At 63.1% G+C, this 24,740-nt stretch carries 27 protein-coding genes and 1 tRNA gene; 2 read left to right on the forward strand and 26 right to left on the reverse strand.

Annotation, left to right across the window (positions count from 1 at the left end; genetic code table 11):
- The 24 genes from AB2N08_RS21840 to AB2N08_RS21955 all read right to left on the reverse strand — a co-directional run bounded on the left by AB2N08_RS21840 (window position 1) and on the right by AB2N08_RS21955 (window position 20,554).
- Window positions 1-76: transfer RNA gene (locus AB2N08_RS21840), tRNA-Gly, on the reverse strand.
- Between the two features lie 87 nt (window positions 77-163).
- A complete protein-coding gene (gene pgsA, locus AB2N08_RS21845) occupies window positions 164-742 on the reverse strand; it encodes a CDP-diacylglycerol--glycerol-3-phosphate 3-phosphatidyltransferase (RefSeq protein WP_367613011.1) in 579 nt (192 codons plus the stop codon).
- A 304-nt stretch (window positions 743-1,046) separates the two neighbouring features.
- Window positions 1,047-3,047: an excinuclease ABC subunit UvrC gene (uvrC, locus tag AB2N08_RS21850; RefSeq protein ID WP_367613012.1), complete on the reverse strand. Its 2,001-nt coding sequence runs from the start codon at window positions 3,045-3,047 to the stop codon at window positions 1,047-1,049.
- Window positions 3,048-3,064: 17 nt separating this feature from the next.
- Complete coding sequence (gene acpS / locus AB2N08_RS21855; protein WP_367613013.1) at window positions 3,065-3,472, reverse strand: holo-ACP synthase; 408 nt, start codon at window positions 3,470-3,472, stop codon at window positions 3,065-3,067.
- A gap of 1 nt (window position 3,473) precedes the next feature.
- Window positions 3,474-4,235, reverse strand: coding sequence for a pyridoxine 5'-phosphate synthase (pdxJ, locus tag AB2N08_RS21860; RefSeq protein ID WP_367613014.1), 762 nt, complete (start codon window positions 4,233-4,235; stop codon window positions 3,474-3,476).
- A 12-nt stretch (window positions 4,236-4,247) separates the two neighbouring features.
- Window positions 4,248-5,057, reverse strand: coding sequence for a DNA repair protein RecO (gene recO / locus AB2N08_RS21865; RefSeq protein ID WP_367613015.1), 810 nt, complete (start codon window positions 5,055-5,057; stop codon window positions 4,248-4,250).
- Between the two features lie 34 nt (window positions 5,058-5,091).
- Complete coding sequence (gene era, locus AB2N08_RS21870) at window positions 5,092-5,988, reverse strand: GTPase Era (protein ID WP_367613016.1); 897 nt, start codon at window positions 5,986-5,988, stop codon at window positions 5,092-5,094.
- A complete protein-coding gene (gene rnc, locus AB2N08_RS21875) occupies window positions 5,985-6,770 on the reverse strand; it encodes a ribonuclease III (RefSeq protein WP_367613017.1) in 786 nt (261 codons plus the stop codon). Before rnc ends, era begins: the two co-directional genes overlap by 4 nt.
- A gap of 67 nt (window positions 6,771-6,837) precedes the next feature.
- Window positions 6,838-7,230 (reverse strand): DUF4845 domain-containing protein, encoded by a 393-nt coding sequence (locus AB2N08_RS21880; RefSeq protein WP_367613018.1) that lies wholly within the window; start codon window positions 7,228-7,230, stop codon window positions 6,838-6,840.
- A gap of 9 nt (window positions 7,231-7,239) precedes the next feature.
- The gene (gene lepB / locus AB2N08_RS21885; RefSeq protein WP_367613019.1) at window positions 7,240-8,169 is read right to left on the reverse strand and encodes a signal peptidase I; all 930 of its coding nucleotides are present in this window, start codon (window positions 8,167-8,169) and stop codon (window positions 7,240-7,242) included.
- Complete coding sequence (gene lepA, locus AB2N08_RS21890; protein ID WP_367613020.1) at window positions 8,169-9,962, reverse strand: translation elongation factor 4; 1,794 nt, start codon at window positions 9,960-9,962, stop codon at window positions 8,169-8,171. The genes lepB and lepA overlap by 1 nt, the downstream gene beginning before the upstream one ends.
- Before the next feature lie 181 nt (window positions 9,963-10,143).
- Window positions 10,144-10,431, reverse strand: a complete 288-nt coding sequence (locus AB2N08_RS21895) for a glutaredoxin family protein (protein WP_367613046.1) — start codon at window positions 10,429-10,431, stop codon at window positions 10,144-10,146.
- A gap of 17 nt (window positions 10,432-10,448) precedes the next feature.
- Complete coding sequence (locus AB2N08_RS21900) at window positions 10,449-11,918, reverse strand: Do family serine endopeptidase (RefSeq protein WP_367613021.1); 1,470 nt, start codon at window positions 11,916-11,918, stop codon at window positions 10,449-10,451.
- Window positions 11,919-12,050: 132 nt separating this feature from the next.
- Window positions 12,051-12,389, reverse strand: a complete 339-nt coding sequence (locus AB2N08_RS21905; protein WP_367613022.1) for an RseA family anti-sigma factor — start codon at window positions 12,387-12,389, stop codon at window positions 12,051-12,053.
- A 71-nt stretch (window positions 12,390-12,460) separates the two neighbouring features.
- Window positions 12,461-13,063: an RNA polymerase sigma factor RpoE gene (gene rpoE / locus AB2N08_RS21910; RefSeq protein ID WP_367613023.1), complete on the reverse strand. Its 603-nt coding sequence runs from the start codon at window positions 13,061-13,063 to the stop codon at window positions 12,461-12,463.
- A gap of 27 nt (window positions 13,064-13,090) precedes the next feature.
- Window positions 13,091-13,735 (reverse strand): protein YgfX, encoded by a 645-nt coding sequence (locus AB2N08_RS21915; RefSeq protein WP_367613024.1) that lies wholly within the window; start codon window positions 13,733-13,735, stop codon window positions 13,091-13,093.
- A gap of 104 nt (window positions 13,736-13,839) precedes the next feature.
- A complete protein-coding gene (fabF, locus tag AB2N08_RS21920) occupies window positions 13,840-15,087 on the reverse strand; it encodes a beta-ketoacyl-ACP synthase II (RefSeq protein WP_367613025.1) in 1,248 nt (415 codons plus the stop codon).
- A 43-nt stretch (window positions 15,088-15,130) separates the two neighbouring features.
- Window positions 15,131-15,370: an acyl carrier protein gene (gene acpP, locus AB2N08_RS21925; protein ID WP_020653257.1), complete on the reverse strand. Its 240-nt coding sequence runs from the start codon at window positions 15,368-15,370 to the stop codon at window positions 15,131-15,133.
- Window positions 15,371-15,582: 212 nt separating this feature from the next.
- On the reverse strand, window positions 15,583-16,320 hold the full coding sequence (gene fabG, locus AB2N08_RS21930; protein WP_367613026.1) for a 3-oxoacyl-ACP reductase FabG: 738 nt from the start codon (window positions 16,318-16,320) through the stop codon (window positions 15,583-15,585).
- A gap of 33 nt (window positions 16,321-16,353) precedes the next feature.
- Window positions 16,354-17,289 (reverse strand): ACP S-malonyltransferase, encoded by a 936-nt coding sequence (gene fabD, locus AB2N08_RS21935; protein WP_367613027.1) that lies wholly within the window; start codon window positions 17,287-17,289, stop codon window positions 16,354-16,356.
- Between the two features lie 45 nt (window positions 17,290-17,334).
- On the reverse strand, window positions 17,335-18,321 hold the full coding sequence (locus AB2N08_RS21940; RefSeq protein ID WP_367613028.1) for a beta-ketoacyl-ACP synthase III: 987 nt from the start codon (window positions 18,319-18,321) through the stop codon (window positions 17,335-17,337).
- Window positions 18,322-18,341: 20 nt separating this feature from the next.
- On the reverse strand, window positions 18,342-19,412 hold the full coding sequence (gene plsX / locus AB2N08_RS21945; protein ID WP_367613029.1) for a phosphate acyltransferase PlsX: 1,071 nt from the start codon (window positions 19,410-19,412) through the stop codon (window positions 18,342-18,344).
- Between the two features lie 212 nt (window positions 19,413-19,624).
- Window positions 19,625-19,807 carry a 50S ribosomal protein L32 gene (gene rpmF, locus AB2N08_RS21950; RefSeq protein ID WP_028104096.1) on the reverse strand — a complete coding sequence of 61 codons (183 nt, stop codon included), beginning with the start codon at window positions 19,805-19,807 and terminating at the stop codon, window positions 19,625-19,627.
- A 249-nt stretch (window positions 19,808-20,056) separates the two neighbouring features.
- Window positions 20,057-20,554 carry a YceD family protein gene (locus tag AB2N08_RS21955; protein WP_367613030.1) on the reverse strand — a complete coding sequence of 166 codons (498 nt, stop codon included), beginning with the start codon at window positions 20,552-20,554 and terminating at the stop codon, window positions 20,057-20,059.
- 96 nt (window positions 20,555-20,650) lie between these two features.
- On the opposite strand from AB2N08_RS21955, the gene AB2N08_RS21960 reads away from it, so the two are divergent.
- Both AB2N08_RS21960 and AB2N08_RS21965 read left to right on the forward strand, forming a co-directional pair.
- Complete coding sequence (locus AB2N08_RS21960) at window positions 20,651-21,265, forward strand: Maf-like protein (RefSeq protein WP_367613031.1); 615 nt, start codon at window positions 20,651-20,653, stop codon at window positions 21,263-21,265.
- Window positions 21,266-21,285: 20 nt separating this feature from the next.
- Window positions 21,286-22,035, forward strand: a complete 750-nt coding sequence (locus tag AB2N08_RS21965) for an SAM-dependent methyltransferase (protein ID WP_367613032.1) — start codon at window positions 21,286-21,288, stop codon at window positions 22,033-22,035.
- Window positions 22,036-22,050: 15 nt separating this feature from the next.
- Here AB2N08_RS21965 and AB2N08_RS21970 read toward each other — a convergent pair whose 3' ends face one another.
- Together AB2N08_RS21970 and AB2N08_RS21975 are read right to left on the reverse strand one after the other, a co-directional pair.
- On the reverse strand, window positions 22,051-23,319 hold the full coding sequence (locus tag AB2N08_RS21970) for an EAL and HDOD domain-containing protein (protein ID WP_367613033.1): 1,269 nt from the start codon (window positions 23,317-23,319) through the stop codon (window positions 22,051-22,053).
- A gap of 126 nt (window positions 23,320-23,445) precedes the next feature.
- Window positions 23,446-24,738, reverse strand: coding sequence for a 23S rRNA (adenine(2030)-N(6))-methyltransferase RlmJ (locus AB2N08_RS21975; RefSeq protein ID WP_367613034.1), 1,293 nt, complete (start codon window positions 24,736-24,738; stop codon window positions 23,446-23,448).
- Window positions 24,739-24,740 lie beyond the last annotated feature (2 nt).

Genomic DNA, 24,740 nt, shown 5'->3' on the forward strand with positions numbered 1-24,740 from the left:
TGGAGCGGGAGAAGAGGCTCGAACTCTCGACCTCAACCTTGGCAAGGTTGCGCTCTACCAACTGAGCTACTCCCGCTTCGTCTTTCAATCTGTCGCGTTGTTGTCGCAACAGGCAGGCATTATAGAGATTCTATGCCGTACGTCAAGGATGCCTCAAAACTAATTAAATTGGGCCCGCTTTTTCCTTGATCAGGGGCCAGGCGCGGCGCAGGTAATAGAACATCGACCACACGGTCAGAACACCTGCCACCCACAGCAGGTACTCGCCCCAGAAGTGGACGTCGATGCCGAACAGCGTGTCATGGAACAGCAGCATCGGGATCGCCGTCATCTGGGCAGCGGTCTTGATCTTGCCGAGCGAACTGACCGCGACCGAGCGCGTGGCGCCGATCTGGGCCATCCATTCGCGCAGTGCCGAGATCGTGATCTCGCGGCCAATGATGATGCCGGCGATGATCGCGTCCACGCGGTCGAGCTGCACCAGCACCAGCAGCGCGCCGGCCACCATCAGCTTGTCGGCGACGGGGTCGAGGAAGGCGCCGAAGGCGGACGTTTCGTTCCAGCGGCGGGCCAGGAAACCGTCGAACCAGTCGGTCACGGCGGCGACGATGAAGACGCAGGTGGCGGCCAGGTTGCGGTCGGGCAGGCTCATCCAGTCAGAGGGAAGATAGAACAATCCGACCACCAGGGGAATCAGGGCGACGCGTAACCAGGTCAGGAGAATCGGGATATTTAAAGGCATGGGGGAGCTGATTACCGTGGAAAAATGCTTGGCCGTAAGTCTACATGGCCAAGAGGGGTTTGGGCCAGTTGACTCGTCGGTATATCGAACGGATGTGTGCCCCCGGGGTCAACGGCTGGCGAGGGTTGCTGGTTGACATGGTGTACTAAGGAAGGGTTGGCGGCTCTCCCGCCGACGCGGGGATTGTTATCGGTACCGGCGTCGTACCGGATGATCTCGCCGGCAAACATCGCCGCGTCGGCGACGTAGCCGCCTCGCCGGCCGCGCCAACCCTACGTGACACCGACCGTGCCGCCGATCCGCATCAATGCAATTGCCGGTAAATTTCTTCGGCCAGCGTGCTCGAAATGCCCTCGACCGTCATCAGGTCTTCGACACTGGCGTCGATCACCCCGCGCAGGCCACCAAAGCGCGCCAGCAGCCTCTGCCGGCGTTTGGTGCCGATCCCCTCGATCTCTTCCAGGCGCGACGCCTGGCGGGCCTTGGCGCGCTTGGCGCGCATGCCGGTGATGGCGAAGCGGTGCGCCTCGTCGCGGATCAGGGCGACGAGCATCAGCGCCGCCGATTCCTTGCCCAGTTCCTGCGCCGGGCGGCCATCGGCGAAGATCAATGTTTCCAGACCCACGCGCCGCCCCTCCCCCTTGGCCACACCGACGATCATCGACAGGTCCAGCCCCAGCTCGGTAAACACCTGGCGCGCCATCTCGACCTGGCCCTTGCCGCCGTCGACCAGAACGATGTCGGGCATCACGCCGGCGCCGGCCAGCACCTCGGCCGCCACTTTCTCGTAGCGCCGCATCAGAACTTGCCGCATCGCCGCGTAATCGTCGCCCGGCGTGATGCCGTTGATGTTGAAGCGGCGATATTCCCCGTTCTGCATCGCGTGGTGATGGAACACCACGCACGACGCCTGCGTCGCCTCGCCCGCCGTGTGGCTGATGTCAAAGCATTCGATGCGCAGCGCGTCGAGGTCCTCGAGGTCCAGGCTGAGCGTATCGGCCAGCGCGCGCGTGCGCAGTTGCTGCGAGCCTTGCTCGGACAGCAGGCGCGCGAGCGCGATCTCGCCGCCCTTCTGCGCCATCTCGAGCCACTGGCGGCGCTGGCCGCCCGGCTGCAGCACGAGGTTGATGCGGTGACCGCATTGCTCCGCCAGCGCCAAGATGAGCTCGGGCTGGTCGAACTCCACATTCAGGATCAGCGTGCCCGGGATGAACTGGCCCGCGTAATGCTGCGCCAAAAACGCGCACAGCACCTCGACGTCCAGCGGACATTCGCCCAACGATTCGCCCACGTGGCTCGGGAAATAGGCGCGGTCGCCCAGGTGCCGGCCCCCGCGCACCATCGCGAGGTTCACGCACGCGCGCCCGCCCTGCAGCACGACCGCGATGACATCGACGTCGGCGTCGCCCACCGTTTCCATGCTCTGCGCGTGCAGCACTTTCGACAGCGCCTGGATCTGGTTGCGCACGCCGGCGGCCTGCTCGAACTTGAGGTCCATCGCGTACGCCTGCATCTTGTTCTGCAGGTCATCCATGACTTCGCTCTGGCGCCCCCGCAGGAAGCGCGCGGCGTTTTCCACGTCGAGCTTGTACTGCTCCGGCTCGATCAGTTTCACGCACGGCGCGCTGCAGCGGCCGATCTGGTGCAACAGGCACGGCCGCGTGCGGTTCGCGTACACGCTGTCTTCGCAGGTGCGCAGCATGAACACGCGCTGCAGCAGCTGGATCGATTCCTTCGCCGCCCACGCGCTCGGGAACGGGCCGAAGTACTGGTTGCGCTTGTCGAGCGCGCCCCGGTAATACGCCATGCGCGGCGCTTCGCCGCCCGTGATCTTGATGTACGGGTACGATTTATCGTCGCGAAACAGGATGTTGTAGCGCGGCTTGAGCGACTTGATCAGGTTGTTCTCGAGGATCAGCGCTTCGGCTTCGCTGCTCACGACCGTCGTTTCCAGCCGTGCGATCTGCGACACCATCATCGCGATACGCGGGCTCGACAGGTTCTTCTGGAAGTAGCTCGAGACGCGGTTCTTCAGGTTGCGCGCCTTGCCGACGTACAGCACGTTCTCGGCCGCGTCGAAATAACGGTACACGCCGGGCAGGCCCGGCAAACGATTCACGGTAGCGAGCACCTGGGCGCGCACGTCCGGATCGACCTTGGGGCTCAGGTCCTTGCCGGCCTCGGCGCGCGATTGCTCACGCGCCTCGGCCAGGCGTTCGCGCCCCAGGCGCGCCGTCAATTCGGGCGTGAGTTCGACACCGCTGTCGGTGAGCGTGGTGGGTACGACGGGTTTTGCTTCGGACATGAATCTCTTGGAGTGGGTCAGGCTATCGGCGCGGGCGCCTGGGTGACGATGACGAACGCGACGCCGTAATCGGCCTCGTCGCTGATCGACACCTGGGCGCTGAGCCGGTTCTGTTGCATGAATTCTTCGAGCGCGCCGCTGCAGACGATCATCGGCTTGCCGCTCGGGTGGTTCAGCATCTGCATCGACCGCCAGGTCATCGGCATGCGGATGCCGGTGCCGATGGCCTTCGAGAACGCTTCCTTGGCCGAAAACCGCGTGGCCAAAAAGCGCAGGCCGCGCACCGCGTTCTTGGCGCTGCGTGCATGGTATTTGGCCAATTCTTGTGGGCCCAGGACTTTTTCGGCGAAGCGCGGGCCGCTGCGCGCGAGCGCTGCTTCCACGCGCGAAATCTGGACGATGTCGGTGCCGATGCCGTAGATCATGTCAGCGCGCCGCTCCCAGACGCGACGCCACCATGATCGCCTTCATTTCGCGCACGGCATGTTCCCAGCCGACGAACAAGGCGTGGCCCACAATGGCGTGGCCGATATTCAGCTCGTGCAAGTCTTCGATGGCAGCGATCGGCTGGACGTTCGTGTAATGCAGACCATGGCCGGCGTTCACGCGCAAGCCGCGCTGGGCGCCTTCGCGCGCGCCGAGCTTGATGCGCTCCAGTTCGTGCGGAATCTCGCCCGGCGTCGCCTCTGCGTAACGCCCCGTGTGCAGCTCGATCACGGTGGCGCCCACGGCGGCTGCCGCTTCGATCTGGCGCGCATCGGCATCGATGAACAGCGACACGCGAATGCCCTCGGCCTTGAGCTGCTGCACGGCCGCCTCGACCTCGTTGTAGTAGCGCACCACGTCCAGGCCGCCTTCGGTCGTGACTTCTTCGCGCCGCTCCGGCACCAGGCACACGTCCTGCGGTTTGACGCGGCAGGCGAAATCGATCATCTCGCGCGTGACGGCCGCTTCCAGGTTCATGCGGGTGGCCAGCAGCGGGCGCAGCGCCATCACGTCGGCGTCGCGGATATGGCGGCGGTCTTCGCGCAGGTGCAGCGTGATCAGGTCGGCGCCGGCCTGCTCGGCCAGCAGCGCGGCGCGCAGCGGGTCTGGATAGGTCGTGCCGCGCGCGTTGCGCACGGTGGCGATGTGATCGATGTTCACGCCCAGGTCGATCACCTGGCCGGCGGGTTGCAGGAAGCTCATGTTGTTGTCGTTTTACAGTTGCATCAAGTCGATCAGAATCTGGCGCGTATTGAGCGGCTGGCCGCCCAGGTGATGCGCCAGCAGGAAGCGCATCAATTGCTTGCTCTGCGCCTGCGTGGCTGGGTCAGTATAGTCTTCGCGTTCCATGTCCAGCAGGGTCTTGCCGAGCACCACGGGCCAGACTTCACCGGCGCCCGCTTCACGCGCGCCGCGCTCGGGATCGACGACATACAGACGCTCAAGCTCAAGACGGCTGCGTGTCACGGTACTGCGGCTCAGGTCAGCGGCAACCCCTGTCTCCTTAAGTAAGGCCCGTTCGAATTTTCGCAAGACAATTTGCGCAGGTTCGCCGTGGGCCAGCTGGTTCAGGGTCGAGACGTAATGGTCGAACAGGGCCGGATGGCGGTCATCGCGCGCCAGCAGTTTCACTAGCAGTTCGTTCAGGTAAAAGCCGCACAAGAGTGCTGTACGTTCCAACGGCAGCATGCCGCCGACCCACTCGGCATCGATCAGCGTGCGCAGCTCGGACTTGCCGCTCCACGACACCGATAGCGGCTGGAAGGTTTGCAGCACGCCGCGCAGCTTCGAGAACGGGCGCTTGGCGCCCTTGGCCACCAGCCCCACGCGACCGTGGTCGCGCGTGAACATGTCGATGATCAGGCTGGTTTCTTTGTAGGGATAGCTGTGCAGCACGAAGCCGGGCTGGCCCAGCACGCGCCCGTCGCGCGCAGAGGTCTTGGCCGCCGGAGCACGGGCCCGCTTGGCGGCGGGCGGCGCCGCCTGCTCGGGCGCGTCGTCGATCAGGTCGTCGTGGCTCGGCATGCTGTGGCGGCGCGCTCCCGTTATTTACCCGCAGTTATTCGTAACCGTAGGCGCGCAGGCCCATTTCATTATCGGCCCAACCCGATTTGACCTTGACCCAGATCTCCAGGTACACGGGACCATCGAACAGTTTTTCCATGTCCAGGCGCGACTGCGTCGAGATCTCTTTCAGGCGCGCACCCTTGTTACCGATGATCATCGATTTATGGGTATCGCGCTCGACCAGGATCGCGGCGAACACGCGGCGCAGATTCCCTTCTTGCAAGAATTGCTCAATCAGCACGGTGCTGGTGTACGGCAACTCATCACCGAGCAGGCGGAATACTTTTTCACGCACAATCTCGGCCGCGAGAAACTTTTCGCTGCGGTCGGTGATGTCGTCCGGCCCGAACACCGGCGCGTTCTCGGGCAGGTGGCGCTTGATCTCGTTTTCCAGCGCGTCGGTCTGGAAGCGCAGCTTGGCCGACACCGGCACGATGGCGGCAAAGTCACGCATCGCAGCGATCTTTTGCGCGAACGGCATCAGCTTGGCCTTGTCCTTGATGTGGTCCGACTTGTTGATCACCAGGATCACCGGCACGTTTTTCGGCAGCATGTCGAGCACCTGCTCGTCGGCCGGGCCGAAGGTGCCGGCCTCGAGCAGGTACAGGACGACGTCGGCCGAGATCAGCGTGTTCGAGACGGTCTTGTTGAGCGTCTTGTTCAGCGCATTCGCGTGGCGGGTCTGGAAGCCGGGCGTGTCGACGTAGATGAACTGGGCGTCGTCGCGGGTCTGGATGCCGGTGATGCGGTGGCGCGTGGTCTGGGCCTTGCGCGACGTGATCGACACCTTGGCGCCGATCAGGACGTTCATCAGCGTCGACTTGCCGACGTTCGGGCGGCCAACGATGGCGATATAGCCGCAACGGAAATTGTCGGGGGTGGCATTCATGCTTTTTTGATTCCTGTTTGGTCTGGGGCGCCACCCTGGATGGTGGCGATGCCGGCCAGCTTGAGCTGGGCCGTGCGCGGCTTGGCCTTGCGGCTTGCGGGCGACTTGGCAAGTGCCTTCTGGGCTGTGCCCAGGGCCTGGCTGGCGGCGGCCTGCTCGGCGGCGCGGCGGCTGCCACCGCGCCCGAACACTTGCACGCTCAGTTTCGGCACCAGGCATTCGACTTCGAATTCCTGGCTATGCGCGGCGCCATGCGTGGCCACCACATTATACGTCGGCAGCGCAATGCGCTTGGCTTGCAAGAACTCTTGCAGCAGCGTCTTGGCGTCCTTGCCCAGCGTGGCCGGATCGACCGTGTCGAGCAGCGGAATATAAAAGGCGCGGATCACGTCGCGCGCGCTGTCGAAACCGGCGTCCAGGAAGATCGCGCCCAGCAGGGCTTCGAGCGTATCGGCCAGGATCGACGGGCGGCGGAAACCGCCAGATTTGAGCTCGCCCTCGCCCAGTCGCAAGAATTGCGACAGGTCGAGTTTCTGGGCGATCTCGAACAACGCCTGCTGCTTGACGAGGTTGGCGCGCAGGCGCGACAGATCGCCTTCGTCCAGGCCACGGTAGCGCTCGTACAGGATCGAAGCCACGACGCAGTTCAGGATCGAGTCGCCGAGGAATTCCAGGCGCTCGTTATGCAGCGCGCTGTGGCTACGGTGGGTCAGGGCTTGCACAAGCAGCCCGGGATCCCGGAACGTATAGCCCAAGCGCGTCTGCAATAACTGGTGATTCATTGTCGGTGTCGTGTGCGTGGCCGGCGCGGGGCGCCAGCCACGAAGTCAATGTAGCGTAAAAAAGCGGTTACGGTGCGGCGGTGTTGTCTTCGGCCACGATGCCGCTCGGGTCGGTGGTGCCGGAGAACTCGATGAGGATGCTGACGTTGCCGGCCAGCGGCAGGCGCTTTTCGTAGTCGAAGCTGATCTCGAGGTCGCCGTCACCGTCGCTGCGGGTGAAGATCAGGTCGCGGCCGCGCACGGCTTCGACGTCGTTGATGCTGGTATTGCGGTCGAACGCCGCCTGCATTGCCCGCACCGTCCCGCCCTCGGCCTTGGTCTTGACGATGGCGGTCTTGATCGCGTTGTACTCGATGTAAGCCGGGATCATGCGCAGCGCAAAGACCAGCACGAGGCCGATCACGGCCATGGCCACGATCAGGCCGGTAACAGTGACGCCTTGCTGTTTGCTCTGAACCATGCCCATCCTTTAATGAATGCCACCAATGCGCTTCAGACTGCCAAAGTTCATCCAGACGACGAACGCCTTGCCCACGATATTGCGATCTGGCACGAAGCCCCAGTAGCGGCTGTCGGCACTGTTGTCGCGGTTGTCGCCCATCATGAAATACTGGCCGGCAGGCACGACGCAGGTGAACTTGTCGGCCGAGTAATCGCAGGCTTCGCGCAGCGGGAACGGCTCGACGCTGCCGAAGTCGAAATTCGGGCGGTCGGCGGTGTTCAGGATGCGGTGCTGCGTGAACCCGCCCGGGCTCGGCAGCTTTTCTTCGAACTGCTTGTGGTAGACCGGATGCTGGTCGTCCAGGTAATCGTCCAGCGGCGTGTACTCGACCGCCTTGCCGTTGACCGTCAGGCGCTTGTCTTCGTAGCTGATGGTATCACCAGGCACGCCAACGACGCGCTTGATGTAATCCTGGTTCATGTCCTTCGGGTACTTGAACACCATCACGTCGCCCCGCTGGGGGTCATTGATCTGGATAATCTTCTTGTTGATGATCGGCAAACGGATGCCGTAGGTGTACTTGTTCACCAGGATAAAATCGCCCACCAGCAGCGTCGGCACCATCGACGACGATGGAATCTTGAACGGTTCCCACAGGAACGAGCGCAGGATGAAGACCATCGCGATGACCGGGAAGAAGCTGCCCGAATACTCGACCCAGGTCGGCTGGCGCACGTGCGCGGCCTCGATCGCGGCGCGGTTGCCGTTGTGGTCAACCTTGATGCCATCGGCCACCAATTTGGCATTGCGCGCATCGTACTCGCGCAGCGCGGCGTCGGCGGCGCGCCGGCGTTGCGGTGCCAGCACGAAGCGATCCAGGCACCAGATGATGCCCGTGATGACCATCAGCACGAACAGGATCAGGGCGAAATTGCTGAGCACGGGTTGCAGGTTCATTATTTGTCTTCCACCTGGAGGATCGCCAGGAACGCCTCTTGTGGAATCTCCACCGAACCGACCTGCTTCATGCGCTTCTTGCCTGCTTTTTGTTTCTCAAGCAGTTTCTTTTTACGGGAAATGTCGCCGCCGTAGCACTTGGCCAGCACGTTCTTGCGCAGCGCCTTCACGTTTTCACGCGAAATGATCGTCGCGCCAATCGCGGCCTGGATCGCCACGTCGAACATCTGGCGCGGGATCAGTTCGCGCATCTTCGCGGCGACCTGGCGGCCACGGTACGGGGCGTTGGCGCGGTGCACGATGATGGCCAGCGCATCGACTTTCTCGCTGTTGATCAGCATGTCGACTTTCACGACGTCGGCAGCGCGATTCTCTTTGAACTCGTAATCCATCGAGGCGTAGCCGCGCGAGGTCGACTTCAGGCGATCGAAGAAGTCCAGCACGATCTCGGCCATCGGGATTTCGTAGTGCAGTTTCACCTGGCGGCCGTGATACGCCATGTCCATCTGCACGCCGCGCTTGCCGTTACACAGCGTCATCACGGCGCCAACGTATTCTTGCGGCATGTACAGGTTGACGTCGACGATCGGCTCGCGCACTTCGTTGATTTTCGACGGCTCGGGCATCTTCGATGGATTGTCGACGCGGATGATGGTGCCGTCGCGCATTTCGACTTCGTACACCACGGTCGGGGCCGTCGTGATCAGGTCCATGTCGAATTCGCGCTCGAGGCGCTCTTGCACGATTTCCATGTGCAGCAGGCCCAGGAAGCCGCAGCGGAAGCCGAAGCCCAGCGCCTGCGAGACTTCCGGCTCGTACATCAGTGCGGCGTCATTCAACTTGAGCTTTTCAAGCGAGTCGCGCAGCGCGTCGTACTGGTTCGCCTCGACCGGGAACAGGCCGGCGAACACTTGCGGCTGCACTTCCTTGAAGCCCGGCAGCGGCTCGGTGGCCGGCTTGTTGGCGATGGTGACGGTGTCGCCCACTTTCGCGGCGGTCAGTTCCTTGATACCGGCAATGATGAAGCCCACCTGGCCGGCCGACAGCGTCGGCAGCGAGACCGAGCGCGGCGTGAATACGCCGATGCTTTCGACCAGGTTCACCGAACCGGTCGCCATCAGCAAAATCTTGTCTTTCGGACGCAGCGTGCCATTGACTACGCGCACCAGCATCACGACGCCGACGTACGGGTCGTACCACGAGTCGACGATCAGCGCCTGCAGCGGCGCATCGGCGTCGCCTTTCGGCGGCGGCACGCGGGTGATCAATGTTTCCAGCACATCTTCGATGCCCAGGCCGGTCTTGGCCGAACACACGGTGGCGTCGCTGGCGTCGATGCCGATGACGTCTTCGATCTCCTTGCGCGCATTGTCCGGATCGGCATGCGGCAAGTCGATCTTGTTCAGGATTGGCACCACTTCCACGCCCAGGTCGAGCGCGGTGTAGCAGTTGGCAACCGTCTGGGCCTCGACGCCTTGCGAGGCGTCGACGACCAGCAGCGCGCCTTCGCAGGCCGACAGCGAGCGGCTCACTTCGTACGAAAAGTCGACGTGGCCCGGCGTGTCGATCAGGTTCAGGTTATAGACCTGGCCATCGCGCGCCTTGTAGTGCAGGGCCGCGGTCTGGGCCTTGATGGTGATGCCGCGCTCGCGTTCCAGGTCCATCGAATCGAGCACCTGGGCATCCATTTCACGATCCGACAAGCCGCCGCACAGCTGAATGATGCGGTCAGCCAGGGTCGATTTACCGTGGTCGATGTGGGCGATGATGGAGAAGTTACGTATGTTGTTCATTAACAGAGCTCAAAACCAAATAGACCGCGGATGCGGCGGATACGACTGAATCAGGGTGCACGTGCCTTGCGCGGCCAACAGAAAAAGCGCCGCGCCGGGGCCGTGCCGGTCCCCAGGCGTGCGCCATGGCAAAGCAAACAATTCTGGGGAGGGCCGTCTTGAAACACGCCAACCCGGCATTTTACCGGATTTCGGGGCGCCCAGCCGGATTTCCGGCCCGGGCGGCAAGGTAGGCATGCACTGCGGCGTGGTCGAGGAAGTAATGGCACAGCTCGGGCTGGTCGGGTGCGCCATACAGCACCGGCACCAGTTCGTCGAAGCGCGCCACCAGCGCGGGATCGGCATCGACGTCGAGCACGGTGATGGCGAACGGCTGCGCCGGGGTTTCGAGCGACCGCAGCGCCGCCAGCATGTCGTCGCACAGGTGGCAATACCCGCGCGCATACAAGGTGAATGGCGCCGCCGGCATGACTGACAACGCGCGCCTCAAGGACGCGGCTTGACGGTCAGGAACTGCGTGGTGCCATCGCGCTGCACCAGCAGGGCCACCGACTTCGACTTGTCGTGCCTGGCCAGCAAGCCCGTGAACTGCTCGACGCCCGTGAGCGGCGTATTGTTCCATTGCAGGAGCAGGTCGCCCGGCTGGATGCCGGCGCTGGCGGCGGCGCCCGTGGCGGCCTCGACCAGTAAACCGCCCTCCACGCCCAGCTCGCGGCGGTCGGCCTGCGGAATGACCGACAAGGTGAGGCCCAGTGCATTGGCAGCAGCGCCCGGTGCCGGCTTCTTCGGTGTGGGCTTGCCAGGCGTCGATTTCTCGTCTTGCAACTCGACGATGGTGACAGGCACCTCGAGCTGCGTGCCGCGGCGCCAGACGGTGACGCTCGCGCGGCTGCCGACCTTGGCGGCGCCAACCAGGCGCGGCAGGTCGCGCGTGGTTTCAATGGGCTGCTTGTTAAATTGCAGGATGATGTCGCCGACCTTGATGCCGCCCTTCTCGGCCGGCCCGCCTGCCTCGACCATCGAGACTTCGGCGCCGCGCGCCTTGCCCAGGCCGAGCGACTCGGCCACGTCGCGCGTGACTTCACTGATCTGCACACCCATGCGGCCGCGCGTGACCTTGCCGGTGGTTTTGAGCTGCTCGGACACGCGCGTGACTTCGTCGATCGGCACCGCGAACGAGATGCCGTTGTACGCGCCGGACAAGGTCGCGATCTGCGAATTGATGCCGATGACTTCGCCGCGCATATTGATCAAGGGCCCGCCAGAGTTGCCGGGATTGACAGCCACGTCGCTCTGGATCAGCGGCAGGTATTCGCCCGTATCGCGCGACTTCGCCGAGATGATGCCGGCGGTGACGGTGTTTTCGAGGCCGAACGGCGAGCCGATCGCCAGCACCCACTCGCCAACGCGGATCTTGCTCGAATCACCGGTGCGCAGGTAGGGCAAGTTGGTGGCCGCGAGCTTGAGCAGGGCGACATCAGAACGGCGGTCGGCGCCCAGCACCTTGGCCTTGAATTCGCGCCGGTCGCTCAGCGTGACCGTGACTTCGTCGGCGCCCTCGACCACGTGGGCATTGGTCAGCACGAAGCCGTCGCCCGAGATGATGAAACCGGAGCCGACGCCGCGCTGGACTTCGCGCTCTTCTTCGGCTTGCGGCGGGCCGCGCCGGCCGCCGCGCGGCGGCATCTGGCCGCCAAAGAAGCGGCGCAGAAATTCCTGCATCTCTTCTTCGCCGGGCGCCCCGCCGCGCGTGCTGACGCGCTCGGTGGTGCGGATATTCACGACCGCCGGGCCGACCTTGTCGATGACGTCGGTGAAGTCGGGCAAGCCGGTAACGGTGGGCGTGGGTGTGGCTACGGGGGCCGCGCCGGCGGCGTGCGCCGGCGACAGATACAGTGCGGACGTGCCGGACACGAGCAGTGCCGACAAGAGCAGGCTTGCAGTTTTACTGGTCATGGATTCGCTGTTGAATGGCTAAGATTGACCAAATGGTAAGCCAAAAACGGCGCTTTGTCGCGTCGTGGAGCGTCGCGTGCAGGCGGGACATGCCGGACTGTCTGACAGCCCGGCACGTTGGTGAAAAGAGATTTACGAGGAACTGGGGTTGGCGAGAATCGCCGCCAGGCCGACCGGCTCGGCGGCGCCGTTGCTGCCGCTGGCACTACTGTTACTGCTGCTGTCGCTGCTGTCAGGCGGCTGCGGCGCCGGCTCTAGTGCCAGTCGCGCGGCCAGTCGCTTGGCAAAGCCAGGCGACAAGCCTGGCGCCGGCGTGTCGCGCAGCGTGTCCTTGGTCAGGTGATACAGATCCCACGCCTGTTTGCCATCCCTCTCTTGAAGTGCGGCAAGCGCAAGCTCGGCATCGGCCTCTGGCAATTCGCCATCGACCAGTGCGGAAATATGCTCGCGTAGTGTCTTGTTGGTGTCCATCGGAGTATCCGTCGGCGTCGGTGTGTTCACGGTGTGTTCAATATTAAGCTGTCTTCGTACGATCCCGCTACCTACCGTCGTTTGTCAACCGGAAAATCGAGCAAAGGCCGCAATTTTTCGGCAATGACTTCGCGCGCCCGGAAAATCCGGCTGCGCACCGTCCCTATGGGACAGGCCATCACTTCGGATATTTCTTCGTAGCTGAGTCCTTCTATTTCGCGCAAGACGATGGCCGTGCGTAGTTCCAGGGGCAGCGCTTCCATGGCCGCATTCACCGTGTGGGCGATCTGCTTACTGGCAAGCACCGATTCCGGTGTATCAATGTCACGCAAACTGTCTGCGTCGTTAAAACCTTCGGCGCCTTCGGCATCCGTTTCGGTGGACGTTGGCGCGCGCCTGCCTTGTGTCACTAAATAATTCTTGGCCGTGTTAATTCCTATCCGATAAAGCCATGTATAAAAAGCGGAGTCACCGCGAAAATGGCGCAATGCCCGATACGCCTTGATGAACGTTTCTTGCACCACGTCTTCGGCTTCTGCCGGATTGTGAACAAGCCGCGACACCAGGCGCATCAAACGGCGCTGGTACTTGGAGACCAGCAAATCGAATGCCTTCTGGTCTCCGGCCTGCACGCGCTCCACTAACAACTGATCACACTCGCGTTCTGTCGTCACTGACCATGCCCCAATGGCGACCCTCTCCTAAGAGTTGGCCTCCTGCAATAAGTTCAAAGTATTTTGCGTCGAGGTTTTCTCTGGCGCACCGTTCGCCAACGCACGTACAGCCACAGCCAGTGCGCGAAAGTCGTCCGCGGACATGCTGTCAGGCAAGATGGCGAGCGTCCCGGCCGTGCCGTCCGGCGCGCGCAGACGCAGCAGGATGCAGCATGGCCAGACCGTGGCGCCGGGCAGCAGCGTCACCGCAATACCCTCGGACGCGTGCCCGGTTGAGCCCGTAACGAGCGGCCTTGCGACTGCGCGCATCTCTTGTTGTACCGTCAGGCGTAGCTGACCAAGTCCAGAAATATCAAGGCGGCGCGCCGTTCCAAATCCGTGCAAAAGCGCCTGAGAAACAAGCTGTGGATCCACTTTTGCGTGGCCCCATGACCGGGTCAGCGGCCACGCCAATGCCAGCGCGCCGGCCAGGGGTGTAAAAGCGACCAGCCCATCGAACGCGAAGCGCTCAGGCGTGCCGATGCCCACGACCAGTGAGGTCGCGAGGAGCGTTGCGCAGAACGCCGCCAGTAGACAGCGCAGGCGACGCGACGGCCGGACGATGGCAGACACCGCGAATGACATACAAAAGGGAAACTGGATAAGCCAGCCCGGCGGGCAAGCTGCGGACATTTGCCGCCAGCACCGGAACGTTATCGCTGTAGAACAACAAGCGGGTAACGAACCGGGCTGCAGGAAGCGCCCATCCCATTAGACAGGGATGGGGCTGGTCAAGTTCAGATCTTCGCGAAAACGAGCGTACCGTTGGTGCCGCCGAAACCGAACGAGTTCTTCACCGCATAATCGATCTGCATCTCGCGCGCCGTGTTGGCGCAGAAGTCCAGGTCGCACTCGGGATCCTGGTTGAAGATGTTGATCGTCGGCGGCGAGATCTGGTTATGGATCGCCAGCACCGTAAACACCGACTCCAGGCCGCCGGCGCCACCGAGCAGGTGACCGGTCATCGACTTGGTCGAGTTCACGACAATCTTGTTGGCATGATCGCCAAACACGCGCTTGATGCCCTTGACTTCGGCCTTGTCGCCTTGCGGCGTCGAGGTGCCGTGCGCATTCACGTACTGCACCTGGTCGGGATTGATGCCGGCGTTGTTGAGGGCATTGACCATGCAACGCGCCGCACCACTGCCATCCTCGACCGGCGAGGTGATGTGGTTGGCGTCCGCGCTCATGCCAAAGCCGATGACTTCGGCATAGATGCGGGCGCCGCGGGCGACGGCGTGTTCATACTCTTCGACCACCATGACACCGGCGCCCTCGCCCAGCACGAAGCCGTCGCGGTCGCGGTCCCACGGACGCGAGGCCGTGGCCGGGTCATCGTTGCGGGTCGACAGTGCGCGTGCGGAGGCGAAACCGCCGAGGCCCAGTGGCGACACGGTCGATTCGGCGCCGCCCGCGATCATCACGTCGGCGTCGCCGTATTCGATCAGGCGCGCTGCCGCGCCGATGCTGTGCAGGCCGGTGGTGCAAGCGGTAACGATGGCCAGGTTCGGGCCACGCAGGCCGAACTTGATCGAGAGATCGCCCGAAATCATGTTGATGATCGAGGCTGGCACGAAGAACGGTGAAATACGACGTGCGCCGCGGTTCATGTATTCCTCTTTGGTCGCTTCGATCAGCGGCAGACCGCCGATGCCCGAACCGATCACCACGCCAATGCGATCCGCATTTTCCTCGGTGACGACCAGGCCCGAATCCTGCAGGGCCTGGATGCCGGCTGCCATGCCGTAATGGATAAAGCTATCCATATGGCGGCCTTCTTTGCCCGGCAGATAATCCTCGACGACGAAGTTCTTTACTTCACCAGCGAAGTGGGTCGTGAACTGCGACGCATCAAACTTGGTGATGGCGGCAATACCCGACTTGCCAGCCAACGCTGCATCCCACGCTTCGGTAACGGTGTTACCGATTGGTGAAATGCAGCCCAGGCCGGTGACGACGACACGGCGGTTGCGTGAACGACTCAAGCGATTCTCCCAAAAACTGTAAAGCGACTACTCAGGCCCAGACTTAAGCTTTGACGTGCGCGGTTGCGTAGTCGATGGCTTGCTTGACGGTGGTGATTTTCTCAGCCTGTTCGTCAGGGATTTCCATTTCGAACTCATCTTCCAGAGCCATCACCAGCTCGACGGTGTCCAGCGAATCTGCACCGAGGTCGTCAACGAACGAGGATTCGATTTTGATGTCTGCTTCAGCAACACCCAGTTGCTCAGCGACGATTTTTTTAACGCGTTGTTCGATATCCGACATGTTGTAGCTCCATTAAGGTATGTGTTGCGGAAAGTGCGCGCATTTTATCAGGTTTGCGACCTGAAAAACTATTTTCGGCGACTGCGGCTAAGTCGCCGGAAAGTCCTGCTAAAAGTCGGGATTGCGCCGATATCGGCCTGTTCAAAATAGGCCAGTCACGGTGCAATCCACGCCTTTATTGCTTCTAAATTCTTACTTGATGCCTAATATACTTAATTCATGTACATGCCGCCGTTCACGTGCAGCTCGGTGCCCGTGATATACGCGGCCTGCGGACCGGCCAGGAACGCCACCGCATGCGCGATGTCTTCCGGCTGGCCCAGGCGGCCCAGCGGAATCTGGGTCAGCAGCGCGGCGTGCTGGTCGTCGCCCAGCGATTTGGTCATGTCGGTGTCGATGAAGCCCGGCGCCACGCAATTGACGGTGATGTTGCGGCTGCCGATCTCGCGCGCGAGCGCGCGGGTCATGCCGGCCACGCCGGCCTTGGCCGCCGCGTAGTTCATCTGGCCCGGATTGCCCGAGGCGCCCACCACCGAGGTGATGTTGATGATGCGGCCAGCCTTGGCCTTCATCATCCCGCGCAGCACCAGGCGCGACAGGCGGCCGACGGCGGTGAGGTTGGTGGCGATCACGCCATCCCATTCGTCGTCTTTCATGCGCATGGCCAGGTTGTCCTGGGTGATGCCGGCATTGTTCACGAGGATCGACAGGCTGCCGAATTCCGTCTGCACATCCGCCACGACGGCCGCGCAGCGTTCGCTGTCGAGCACGTTCAGGACGACGCCCTTGCCGCCGAATGGCGCCAGGTAGTCCGAGATTGCCTGCGCGCCGGCGTCGCTGGTGGCGGTGCCGACGACTTTTGCGCCCTGGCGGGCCAGTTCGAGAGCGATGGCCTTGCCGATGCCGCGCGATGCGCCGCTGATCAGGGCGACTTGGTTTTCCAGATTCATTGTTGTCCTCTTATGGGGTTGTCGTTGTCGGCATCACGACTTGAACGTCGCCAGCACGCGCTCGAGCGCGGCCTGGTCGAGCAGCGCTTCGCCGACCAGCGCCGGGTCGATGCGCTTGGCCATGCCCACCAGCGTCTTGCTCGGTGCGCATTCGATCACCTGCGTGACGCCGTCCTGCGCCATCTTCTGCATCGTCTCGACCCAGCGCACCGGACCGGCGGCCTGGCGCACCAGTGCATCCTTGATCTGTTCCGGATCGTTCAACACGGCGACATCGACGTTGTTGATGACGGCGATCTGCGGCGCGGCAAAGGTCAATGTGTTCATGTACTCGCGCAGGCGGTCCGATGCCGGCTTGAGCAGCGACGAGTGGAACGGCGCCGAGACCGACAATTTCATGGCGCGTTTGGCGCCCTTCGCCTTGGCGATCTCGCAGGCGCGCTCGACCGCAGCCGTGTGGCCGGCGATCACGATCTGGGTCGGCTCGTTGAAGTTGACCGCTTCGACGACCTCGCCCTGCGCAGCTTCGGCACAGACGGCGCGCACGTCATCGGCCTGCAGGCCGAGGATGACGGCCATGCCGCCCTGCCCGACCGGCACCGCGTCCTGCATCGATTGCGCGCGAAAACGCACCAGCGGTACGGCGTCGGCAAACGGGATCACGCCGGCGGCGACCAGCGCCGAGTATTCGCCCAGGCTGTGCCCGGCAACGACGGACGGCACCGGGCCGCCGGCCGCGATCCAGGCGCGGTACACGGCCACGGCGGCGGTCAGCATGACTGGCTGGGTATTGGTGGTGAGGTCGAGGTCTTCTTTCGGCCCTTCGGCGATCAGGCGCTGCAGATCGAAGCCGAGCGCGTCGGATGCTTCTTGCACGGTCTGGTCGACAACCGGGTTGCCGGCGAAACCGTTCAGCATGCCCACTGCCTGGGCGCCTTGTCCGGTGAACAGGAATGCGAAGTTGCTCATCGTTTTCTTTTCGTAATGTGTTGTTCTTGTGGCGACAGCGCTGGCTTACATGCGCGCCAGCACCGCGCCCCAGGTAAAGCCGCCGCCGACGCCTTCCATCAGCACGTTCTGGCCCGGCTTGATGCGGCCATCGCGCACTGCCTGGTCGAGCGCCAGCGGGATCGAGGCGGCCGAGGTATTGCCGTGCTCATTGACGGTGACAACCATTTTTTCGGGCGGCAGGCCGAGCTTTTTGGCGGTGCCGTTCATGATGCGGATATTGGCCTGGTGCGGCACCAGCCAGTCGATCTGGTCGGCTGTCATGCCTGCCGTATCGAGCACTTCGTGCGCGACCTTCTCCAGCACCGACACGGCCAGCTTGAACACGGCCGGGCCGTCCATCTGCAGGTAGCCGCTGCCGGCGATCGCGCCGCCGGCCAGATTGCCCGGAATCGACAGGATGTCGGCATGGCTGCCGTCGGCGTGGAGTTTGGTCGCCAGGATGCCCGGCTCGTTCGATACTTCGAGCAGGATTGCGCCGGCGCCGTCGCCAAACAGCACGCAGGTGCCGCGGTCATTGAAGTCGACGATGCGCGAAAAGATCTCGGAACCGATCACGAGCACGCGCTTGTGGTTGCCGGCGCGGATGAATGCGTCGGCCGTCGACAGCGCATACACGAAGCCGCTGCACACCGCCTGCACGTCGAAGGCGGCGCTGCCATTGGCCATGCCCAGCTTTTGCTGGACGATGCAGGCGGTGCTGGGGAAACTGCCGTGGAAATCGGGAGTGGAACTGGCAACGATGACGAGGTCGACGTCGCCCGGATCGCGCCCGGCCATGGCCAGCGCCTGGCGCGCGGCGTGCACGGCCAGGTCGGACGAGAGTTCGTCGGCGGCGGCGAAGTGGCGCGCCTCGATGCCGCTGCGGGTGACGATCCACTCGTGCGACGTCTCGACGCCCTGCGCGGCCAACCGGGTGGCCAGCGCTTCATTGGTGACACGGTTGGCCGGCAGATAGCTGCCGGTGCCGGTGATTTTGCTGTACAGGGTCATTGCTTCACCATCCTGCTGGGTTATTGCGCCTGGCGCTCGATCGTTGGCACGGAGTCGAGCACCGGCGTGGGCGCTGCGGCAGCGCCCGTTGAATTCGGCATCAGCTCGGTAATCAAGGCCGACAACTGCTCTTGCACATTATTGTGCGCGGCCTCGTAGGCGCGCTTGATCGCCCATTCGAACGAATAGGCATTCGCGCTGCCGTGGCTCTTGAACACCAGGCCCTTCAGACCCAGCAGACCGGCGCCATTGTAGCGCTCGGGATTGAGTTTTTTCAGGGCCTTGCGTGCGAACACGGCGCCAACCATCGACATGATGTCGGCCTTGAAGGTCGTCTTCATGAAGCGCGACAGGCCTTCGATCGCCTTGAGCATCACGTTGCCGACGAAACCGTCGCACACGACGACGTCGACCGTGCCCTTGAAGATGTCATTGCCTTCGACATTGCCATGGAAATTGAGTTTGCCGCGGGCGGCATCGTCGCGCAGCAGCACGCCGGTGGCCTTGACCACTTCGTTGCCCTTGATGTCTTCGGTGCCGACATTGAGCAGGCCGATGGTCGGGCGCGGGATGCCTTCGATCGCCGAGCACAGGACCGACCCCATGATCGCGAACTGGTGCAGGTGATGCGGTTCGCAATCGACGTTGGCACCCAGGTCGAGGATATAGGTCGGGCCGTTTTTCTGGTTGGGGAAGATCGAGCAGATCGCCGGACGGTCGACGCCTGGCATCGTCTTGAGAACGTAGCGCGAGACGGCCATCAGGGCGCCCGTATTGCCGGCCGAGACGCAGGCGTTGGCACTGCCGTCTTTCACCAGCTCGATCGCCACGCGCATCGACGAATCCTTCTTGCGGCGCAGGGCCACTTCGATCGGATCGTCCATCGCGACGATTTCGGACGCGTGCTTGATCGTAAGACGCGGCAATTTGTCCGCGTGGTGCTTCTTGAGTTCCGCGCGCAGCACATCCTCGACGCCCACGAGCACGAGCTCGGCGTCATCCTGCTTTTTCAGGAACGAGATTGCTGCCGGAATAGTTACTGATGGGCCGTGATCGCCACCCATGCAGTCAATGGAAATTTTTATGGTCATGTATTGGGGATGCCGCGGCTCACACAGGACTGGCGGCCAGATGGGATCGGTTTGTTGCCGGGAGGCGCACAGGATCCGCGCTGCTCAACATGACGGGGCGAAACGCTTGCCCTTGATGCCAACAATGCCTGAGCAGATGCCAAAGAAAAAGCGGCGCCACGCAGATAACATACGTTGCGCCGCTTTCATGGTGCTAAAAGCCAGGACGTCGATTACTCGTCGTTTTTGGTCTTCAGGACCTTGCGACCACGGTAGAAACCGTTAGGGCTGATGTGGTGACGCAGGTGCGTTTCGCCGGTGGTTGGCTCGACTGCCAGGTTTGGTGCAACCAGGAAGTCGTGCGAACGGTGCATACCGCGCTTCGATGGGGATTTCTTATTCTGCTGAACAGCCATGATAACTCCTAATACTAAGTTCTAAAATTTTAACACATTCGACGTGCAACGATTGCGCATCGAGTATCCCAGCAGCAATCTTCAAGGATGACCCCCGGGATTGCCGACACGTTTCCGTCTACTTCTACTACCAATGCCAACCTCGAGCGCTGCACGCGTTTGACACATTCTTTGCAAATTTTGGGCGACATTCTTTCTACGCTGCCGCCACCGTACTGCGAAACCGATCCTGCTATGTTTGGTGCTAAATCATTCTGTCTTGAGATTCTTGAGGCCGGCAAATGGCGACGGCTTCTCATTCTTCAGGCTGTCCAGCAGCTTCGTATCCGGGCAGACATCGTGCTTCGGCGACTGCGGCAGGGCCAGCAGCGCTTCGTCTTCGAGCAACTGGCGAATATCGCAGGTGCGGCTGCCGACGATCACGTCGATGCTGTCGTCGTCGAGAACGATCTCGATGGCATCGGCATCTTCGTCATCCTTGCCCAGCACCAGCATGGTCGACGAATCGATGTCGTAGTCCATGGGCTGCAGGCAACGTTGGCATTCCAGTTTCACGTGACCGGCGACCTCGAGGGTCAGCGACGGATAACCATGACGGGTTTGCCCACCCTGCATCGTCCAGCGGATCTCGCCGCCTTTTTCGGAACTCTCTGCTGCCAGTCGGGTCATCTCAACCAGTGGCGTGCTGCCTTCACGAAAACCGTCGCTCTTGCAAAACTCGAAGGCATCAATGATGAAAGCGCTCATGTAGAAAGTCGTCCCGGAAAACCTGCGATAATAGCAGGCTTTTCAGCGCAGCGCCATGAAACTGTGGCGTCGCCGTCGATTTATCTGGAGCGCAGCATGATACCAAGTTCTCCCCTTCCGCGTCTGATTCTTGCATCGAGCTCGGCGTATCGGCGCGAATTGCTGGGCCGCCTGGGCCTGCCGTTCGAGGCGATCGCACCCGATCTGGACGAAACCCCGTTGCCCGGCGAGACGCCGCCAGCAACCGCGCTGCGCCTGGCGCGTGCCAAGGCCGAGGCCGTGGCGCGCCTGCATCCGGGCGCGCTCGTGATCGGCTCGGACCAGGTCGCCACGCTCGACGATCTGCAGATCGGCAAGCCGGGCGACCACGCCCGCGCACTGGCCCAGTTGCAACTGATGCGCGGACGCGAAGTCGTGTTTCACACGGCGCTGTGCCTGTGGGACGGCCGCATCGACGCGCCCGCAGCCGCCGCCCAGGTCGAGAACGTGCAGGTGCGCGTGCGCTTTCGCGACTTGCCGGACGCCGAACTCGACGCCTACTTGCGCATCGAACAACCGTACGATTGCGCCGGCAGCGCCAAGAACGAAGGCCTGGGGATTGCCTTGATCGAACACATCCACTCGAACGACCCGACCGCCCTCACCGGCTTGCCGCTCATCGCCCTGACCGGCATGCTGCGGCGCGCCGGCGTGCGCTTCTTCGGCACCTGAACATTTACCAGAAACCACCCATGCCCGGCACCCTGTACCTGATCCCCAATACCCTCGGCCCACTCGACGCCGCGCCCGGCTGCCTGAACGGCCTGCTGCCGACGCAGGTGCAAGCACTGACCAGCACGCTCGACTATTTTGTGGCCGAAAACGCCAAGACCGCGCGCGCCTTTCTGAAGCTGATCGCCATCGACCATCCGCTGGCCAAGCCGCTGCAAGAGATCGAGATCGCCGAACTGAACGTGAACACGCCGGCCGCCGCGCTGACGCAACTACTGGCGCCGCTGCTGGCCGGGCGCGATGCAGGCCTGGTGTCCGAAGCGGGCGTGCCGGCCGTGGCCGATCCCGGCGCCGACCTCGTGCGCCTGGCGCACCAGCATGGCATTGCCGTGCGCCCGCTGGTCGGACCGTCGTCGCTGCTGCTGGCCGTGATGGCCAGCGGCCTGAACGGCCAGAGCTTCGCCTTCAACGGCTATCTGCCGACCGACGCGGCGCTGCGCACGAAACGCATCCGCGAACTGGAAACGCGCTCGCGCAACGAACGCCAGACGCAACTGTTCATCGAGACGCCGTACCGCAATAGCGCGATGCTCGACGCACTGGTGGCGGCTTGCCAGCCAGGCACGCTGGTGTGCGTGGCGACCGACCTGTCGTTGCCGAGCGAGTCGGTGCGCACGTTGACGGCGGCCAAGTGGAAGGCCGCGCTGGCGGCGAACCAGGGGCCGGACTTCCACAAGAAGCCGACCGTGTTCCTGCTGCTGGGGCAATAAAGGGGAAGTAAAAACTCAGTGCACGTCGTGGGTCAGCTCGCGCACCCAGTCAAAGGCGGCCAACTCGATCTCGCGCACCTCGGCCACCGTCAGGCCAATCTTCTTGAGCTCTGCATTGAGCTTGCGGCCACCTTCGGCCGCTTCGAGCAGCTCGGCGATGCGCAACATCGTGCCGAAGTCGCCGTCGCGGTCGATCAGCGCGTCGCGTACGTCATGCGCGATGTCGACGTGCGCCAGGATGTCGGCCATCCGCACCGAAAACAACGCCTCGGCCAGCGACATGATGCCGACCGTGAAGGCGCGGTCGGCGCTGGCCGTATCGCCGGGGCGCACGCGCAAGGTCATCAGTTCGAGCAGCTTGCCACGCGTGGTCGCCAGCTGCAGCAGCGGCGAATCGAGCGAGACTTGCGCGCCCGCTGCCGTGTAGAGCAGGATCTGCAGCCAGCGGCCAAGCTGGCGCCGGCCGAGCACGGTAAGCGCTTGCGACAGCGTGTCGATGCGCTCGCCCGGCACCGCGCGGCTATTCACCAGGCGCAGCAGGTTAAGGCTGATCAGGGCGTCGCGCTTGACGGCCGTTTCGATGGCCTGATTGTCGGCGTTCGAGTTGACCAGTTCCAGCAGGCGCAGCAGTGCAACTTCGGTCGGCGCGATCTTGCGGCCGCTGAGGATCACGGGGCGCGCAAAATAATAGCCCTGGAAGTATTCGAAGCCGAGTTCCATGCACAGCTTGAACTCGTCGATCGTCTCGACTTTTTCGGCCAGCAGGCGCTTGCCCGTCTTGCTCAGCGACGTTACCAGTTGCGCCAGCGCGTCCGGCGCCACACCCTTGATGTCGACCTTGATGATGTCGATCAGCGAGACCAGTTGATCGAGGTCGCTCGAATGTTCGATGACGTCATCGACTGCAAACTTGAAGCCAAGATCTTTCAGCTCGGCCACGCGCACCAGCAATTCCGGCGTCGGCTTCACAGTTTCCAGGATTTCAAGGATGACTTTGTGCGGCGGCAGGAAGCGCACGAAGTCGCTCATCAACACGACGGCGTCGACGTTGACAAAGGCGAGTTGCTCGCCAACCACCTGCTCCATGCCAAGCTGGGACGCATGCGAAATGACGGCGGCCGTGGCTGCGGCGCCGTCCGTCAGCTTGGCGTCTTCATCCTCGCCGGCGGCGCGAAACAGCAGCTCGAACGCCAGCAATTGCTGGTCGCGCCCGAGAATCGGTTGCCGTGCGAGGAAGAAATCGTCAGACGGCACGGAGACCGCTGCCGTTGCATCAGCATGCATTGAAATGTTACTCCTGGAAACTGTCGCGACGGTAGCGCGGCGCTGGCGACACACACACACGCGTGCCACCTGCGCCGACTATACTACAAAAATGCCAATCTTAGCATTTCGACATCGAATCGAACACTAGCCGCGGCCACCGCCCTGGCGGGTGCGACCAGTGCGCGGTGCACCTGGCGTGGTCGGGCGATCGCCGCCTGTGCGCGGTGCGCGCGGGGCTGGCTTGGCGCCATCGCGTGGTGCAGTGCGTGGCGTTGCGCTCGAGGCGGCGCCTTGGGCTGCGCTGCGTGGCGCGCTCGTGCGCGGCGCCCCGCCCGGCCGGCCGGTTTCCTGCGTCGGACGGCCCGTGCCGGTACGGGATGGCTTGGCCAGCGCTGCCGGCTCGTCGCCTTCGCGCGGCATCACCTGGCCCGGCAGGCGCAGACTGCCCTTGCCCGACAGCGGGCTGGCGCGGCGCGCGTTGCCGATCGGTTGACGCGGCATGCCGGCCATGCTGCCGTCGGTGCGGCTGGCGCTGCGGCCCAGTGCCGTACCCGTTACTTGAGTACCCTTGTCGATGGTAAAACGCGCGCCGGCGTCCTTGCCCAGTACCCGCACCAGGTACGGCAGCACTTCGCGCAGGATTGGTTCGAGCGTGTACGGCGGATTCAGGATGAACATGCCGCTGCTGTGCATGCCGGTACCGTCCGGGGTCGGGGTCTGGATCGTCAGCGTGACGTTCAGCCATTCCTTGGCCGGCACGCGCTTGAGGCGGTCGGCAAACTGGCGCGACTCCATGCGCTGCAGCACTGGATACCAGACCGCAAAGATGCCGCTCGGGAAGCGCACCAGCGCATCGTCGAGCGCTTCCTTCACACGCTTGTAGTCGTCCTTGACTTCGTACGGCGGGTCGATCAGCACCAGCGCGCGGCGCGACGGTGGCGGCAGCAGCGCCTTCATGCTGTCGAAACCATCGCCCCGGTCGATCATCACGCGGCGCCCGCGTGAACGCTCGCCCTGCTCGGCCTTGTGGGCGTCGAGCTTACGGAAATTATCGGCCAGGATCTTGCAATCGGCCGGGTGCAGCTCGAACAGGCGCAGGCGATCCTGCTCGCGCGCCATTTGCTCGGCGACATAGGGCGAACCCGGGTAGTAGCGCATCTTGCCGCTCGGGTTCATGCCCTTGATCAGGTCAAGGTATTCCTTCAGCGGCGCCGGGACGTCGGTAAGCGACCACAGCGGGCCGATACCAGTGTCGAACTCGGCGGTCTTGGTCGACTGGAAACTGTCGAGCGCATACACGCCGGCGCCCGAGTGGGTGTCGATATAGGTATACGCCGCATCCTTCTGATTCATGTACCCGTGCAGTTGCACCTGGATGAAGTGTTTGAGGACATCGGCGTGGTTACCCGCGTGGAAGGCGTGGCGGTAGCTCAACATAA

The sequence above is a fragment of the Massilia aurea genome (assembly GCF_040790145.1).
GTDB lineage: Bacteria > Pseudomonadota > Gammaproteobacteria > Burkholderiales > Burkholderiaceae_D > Telluria > Telluria aurea_C.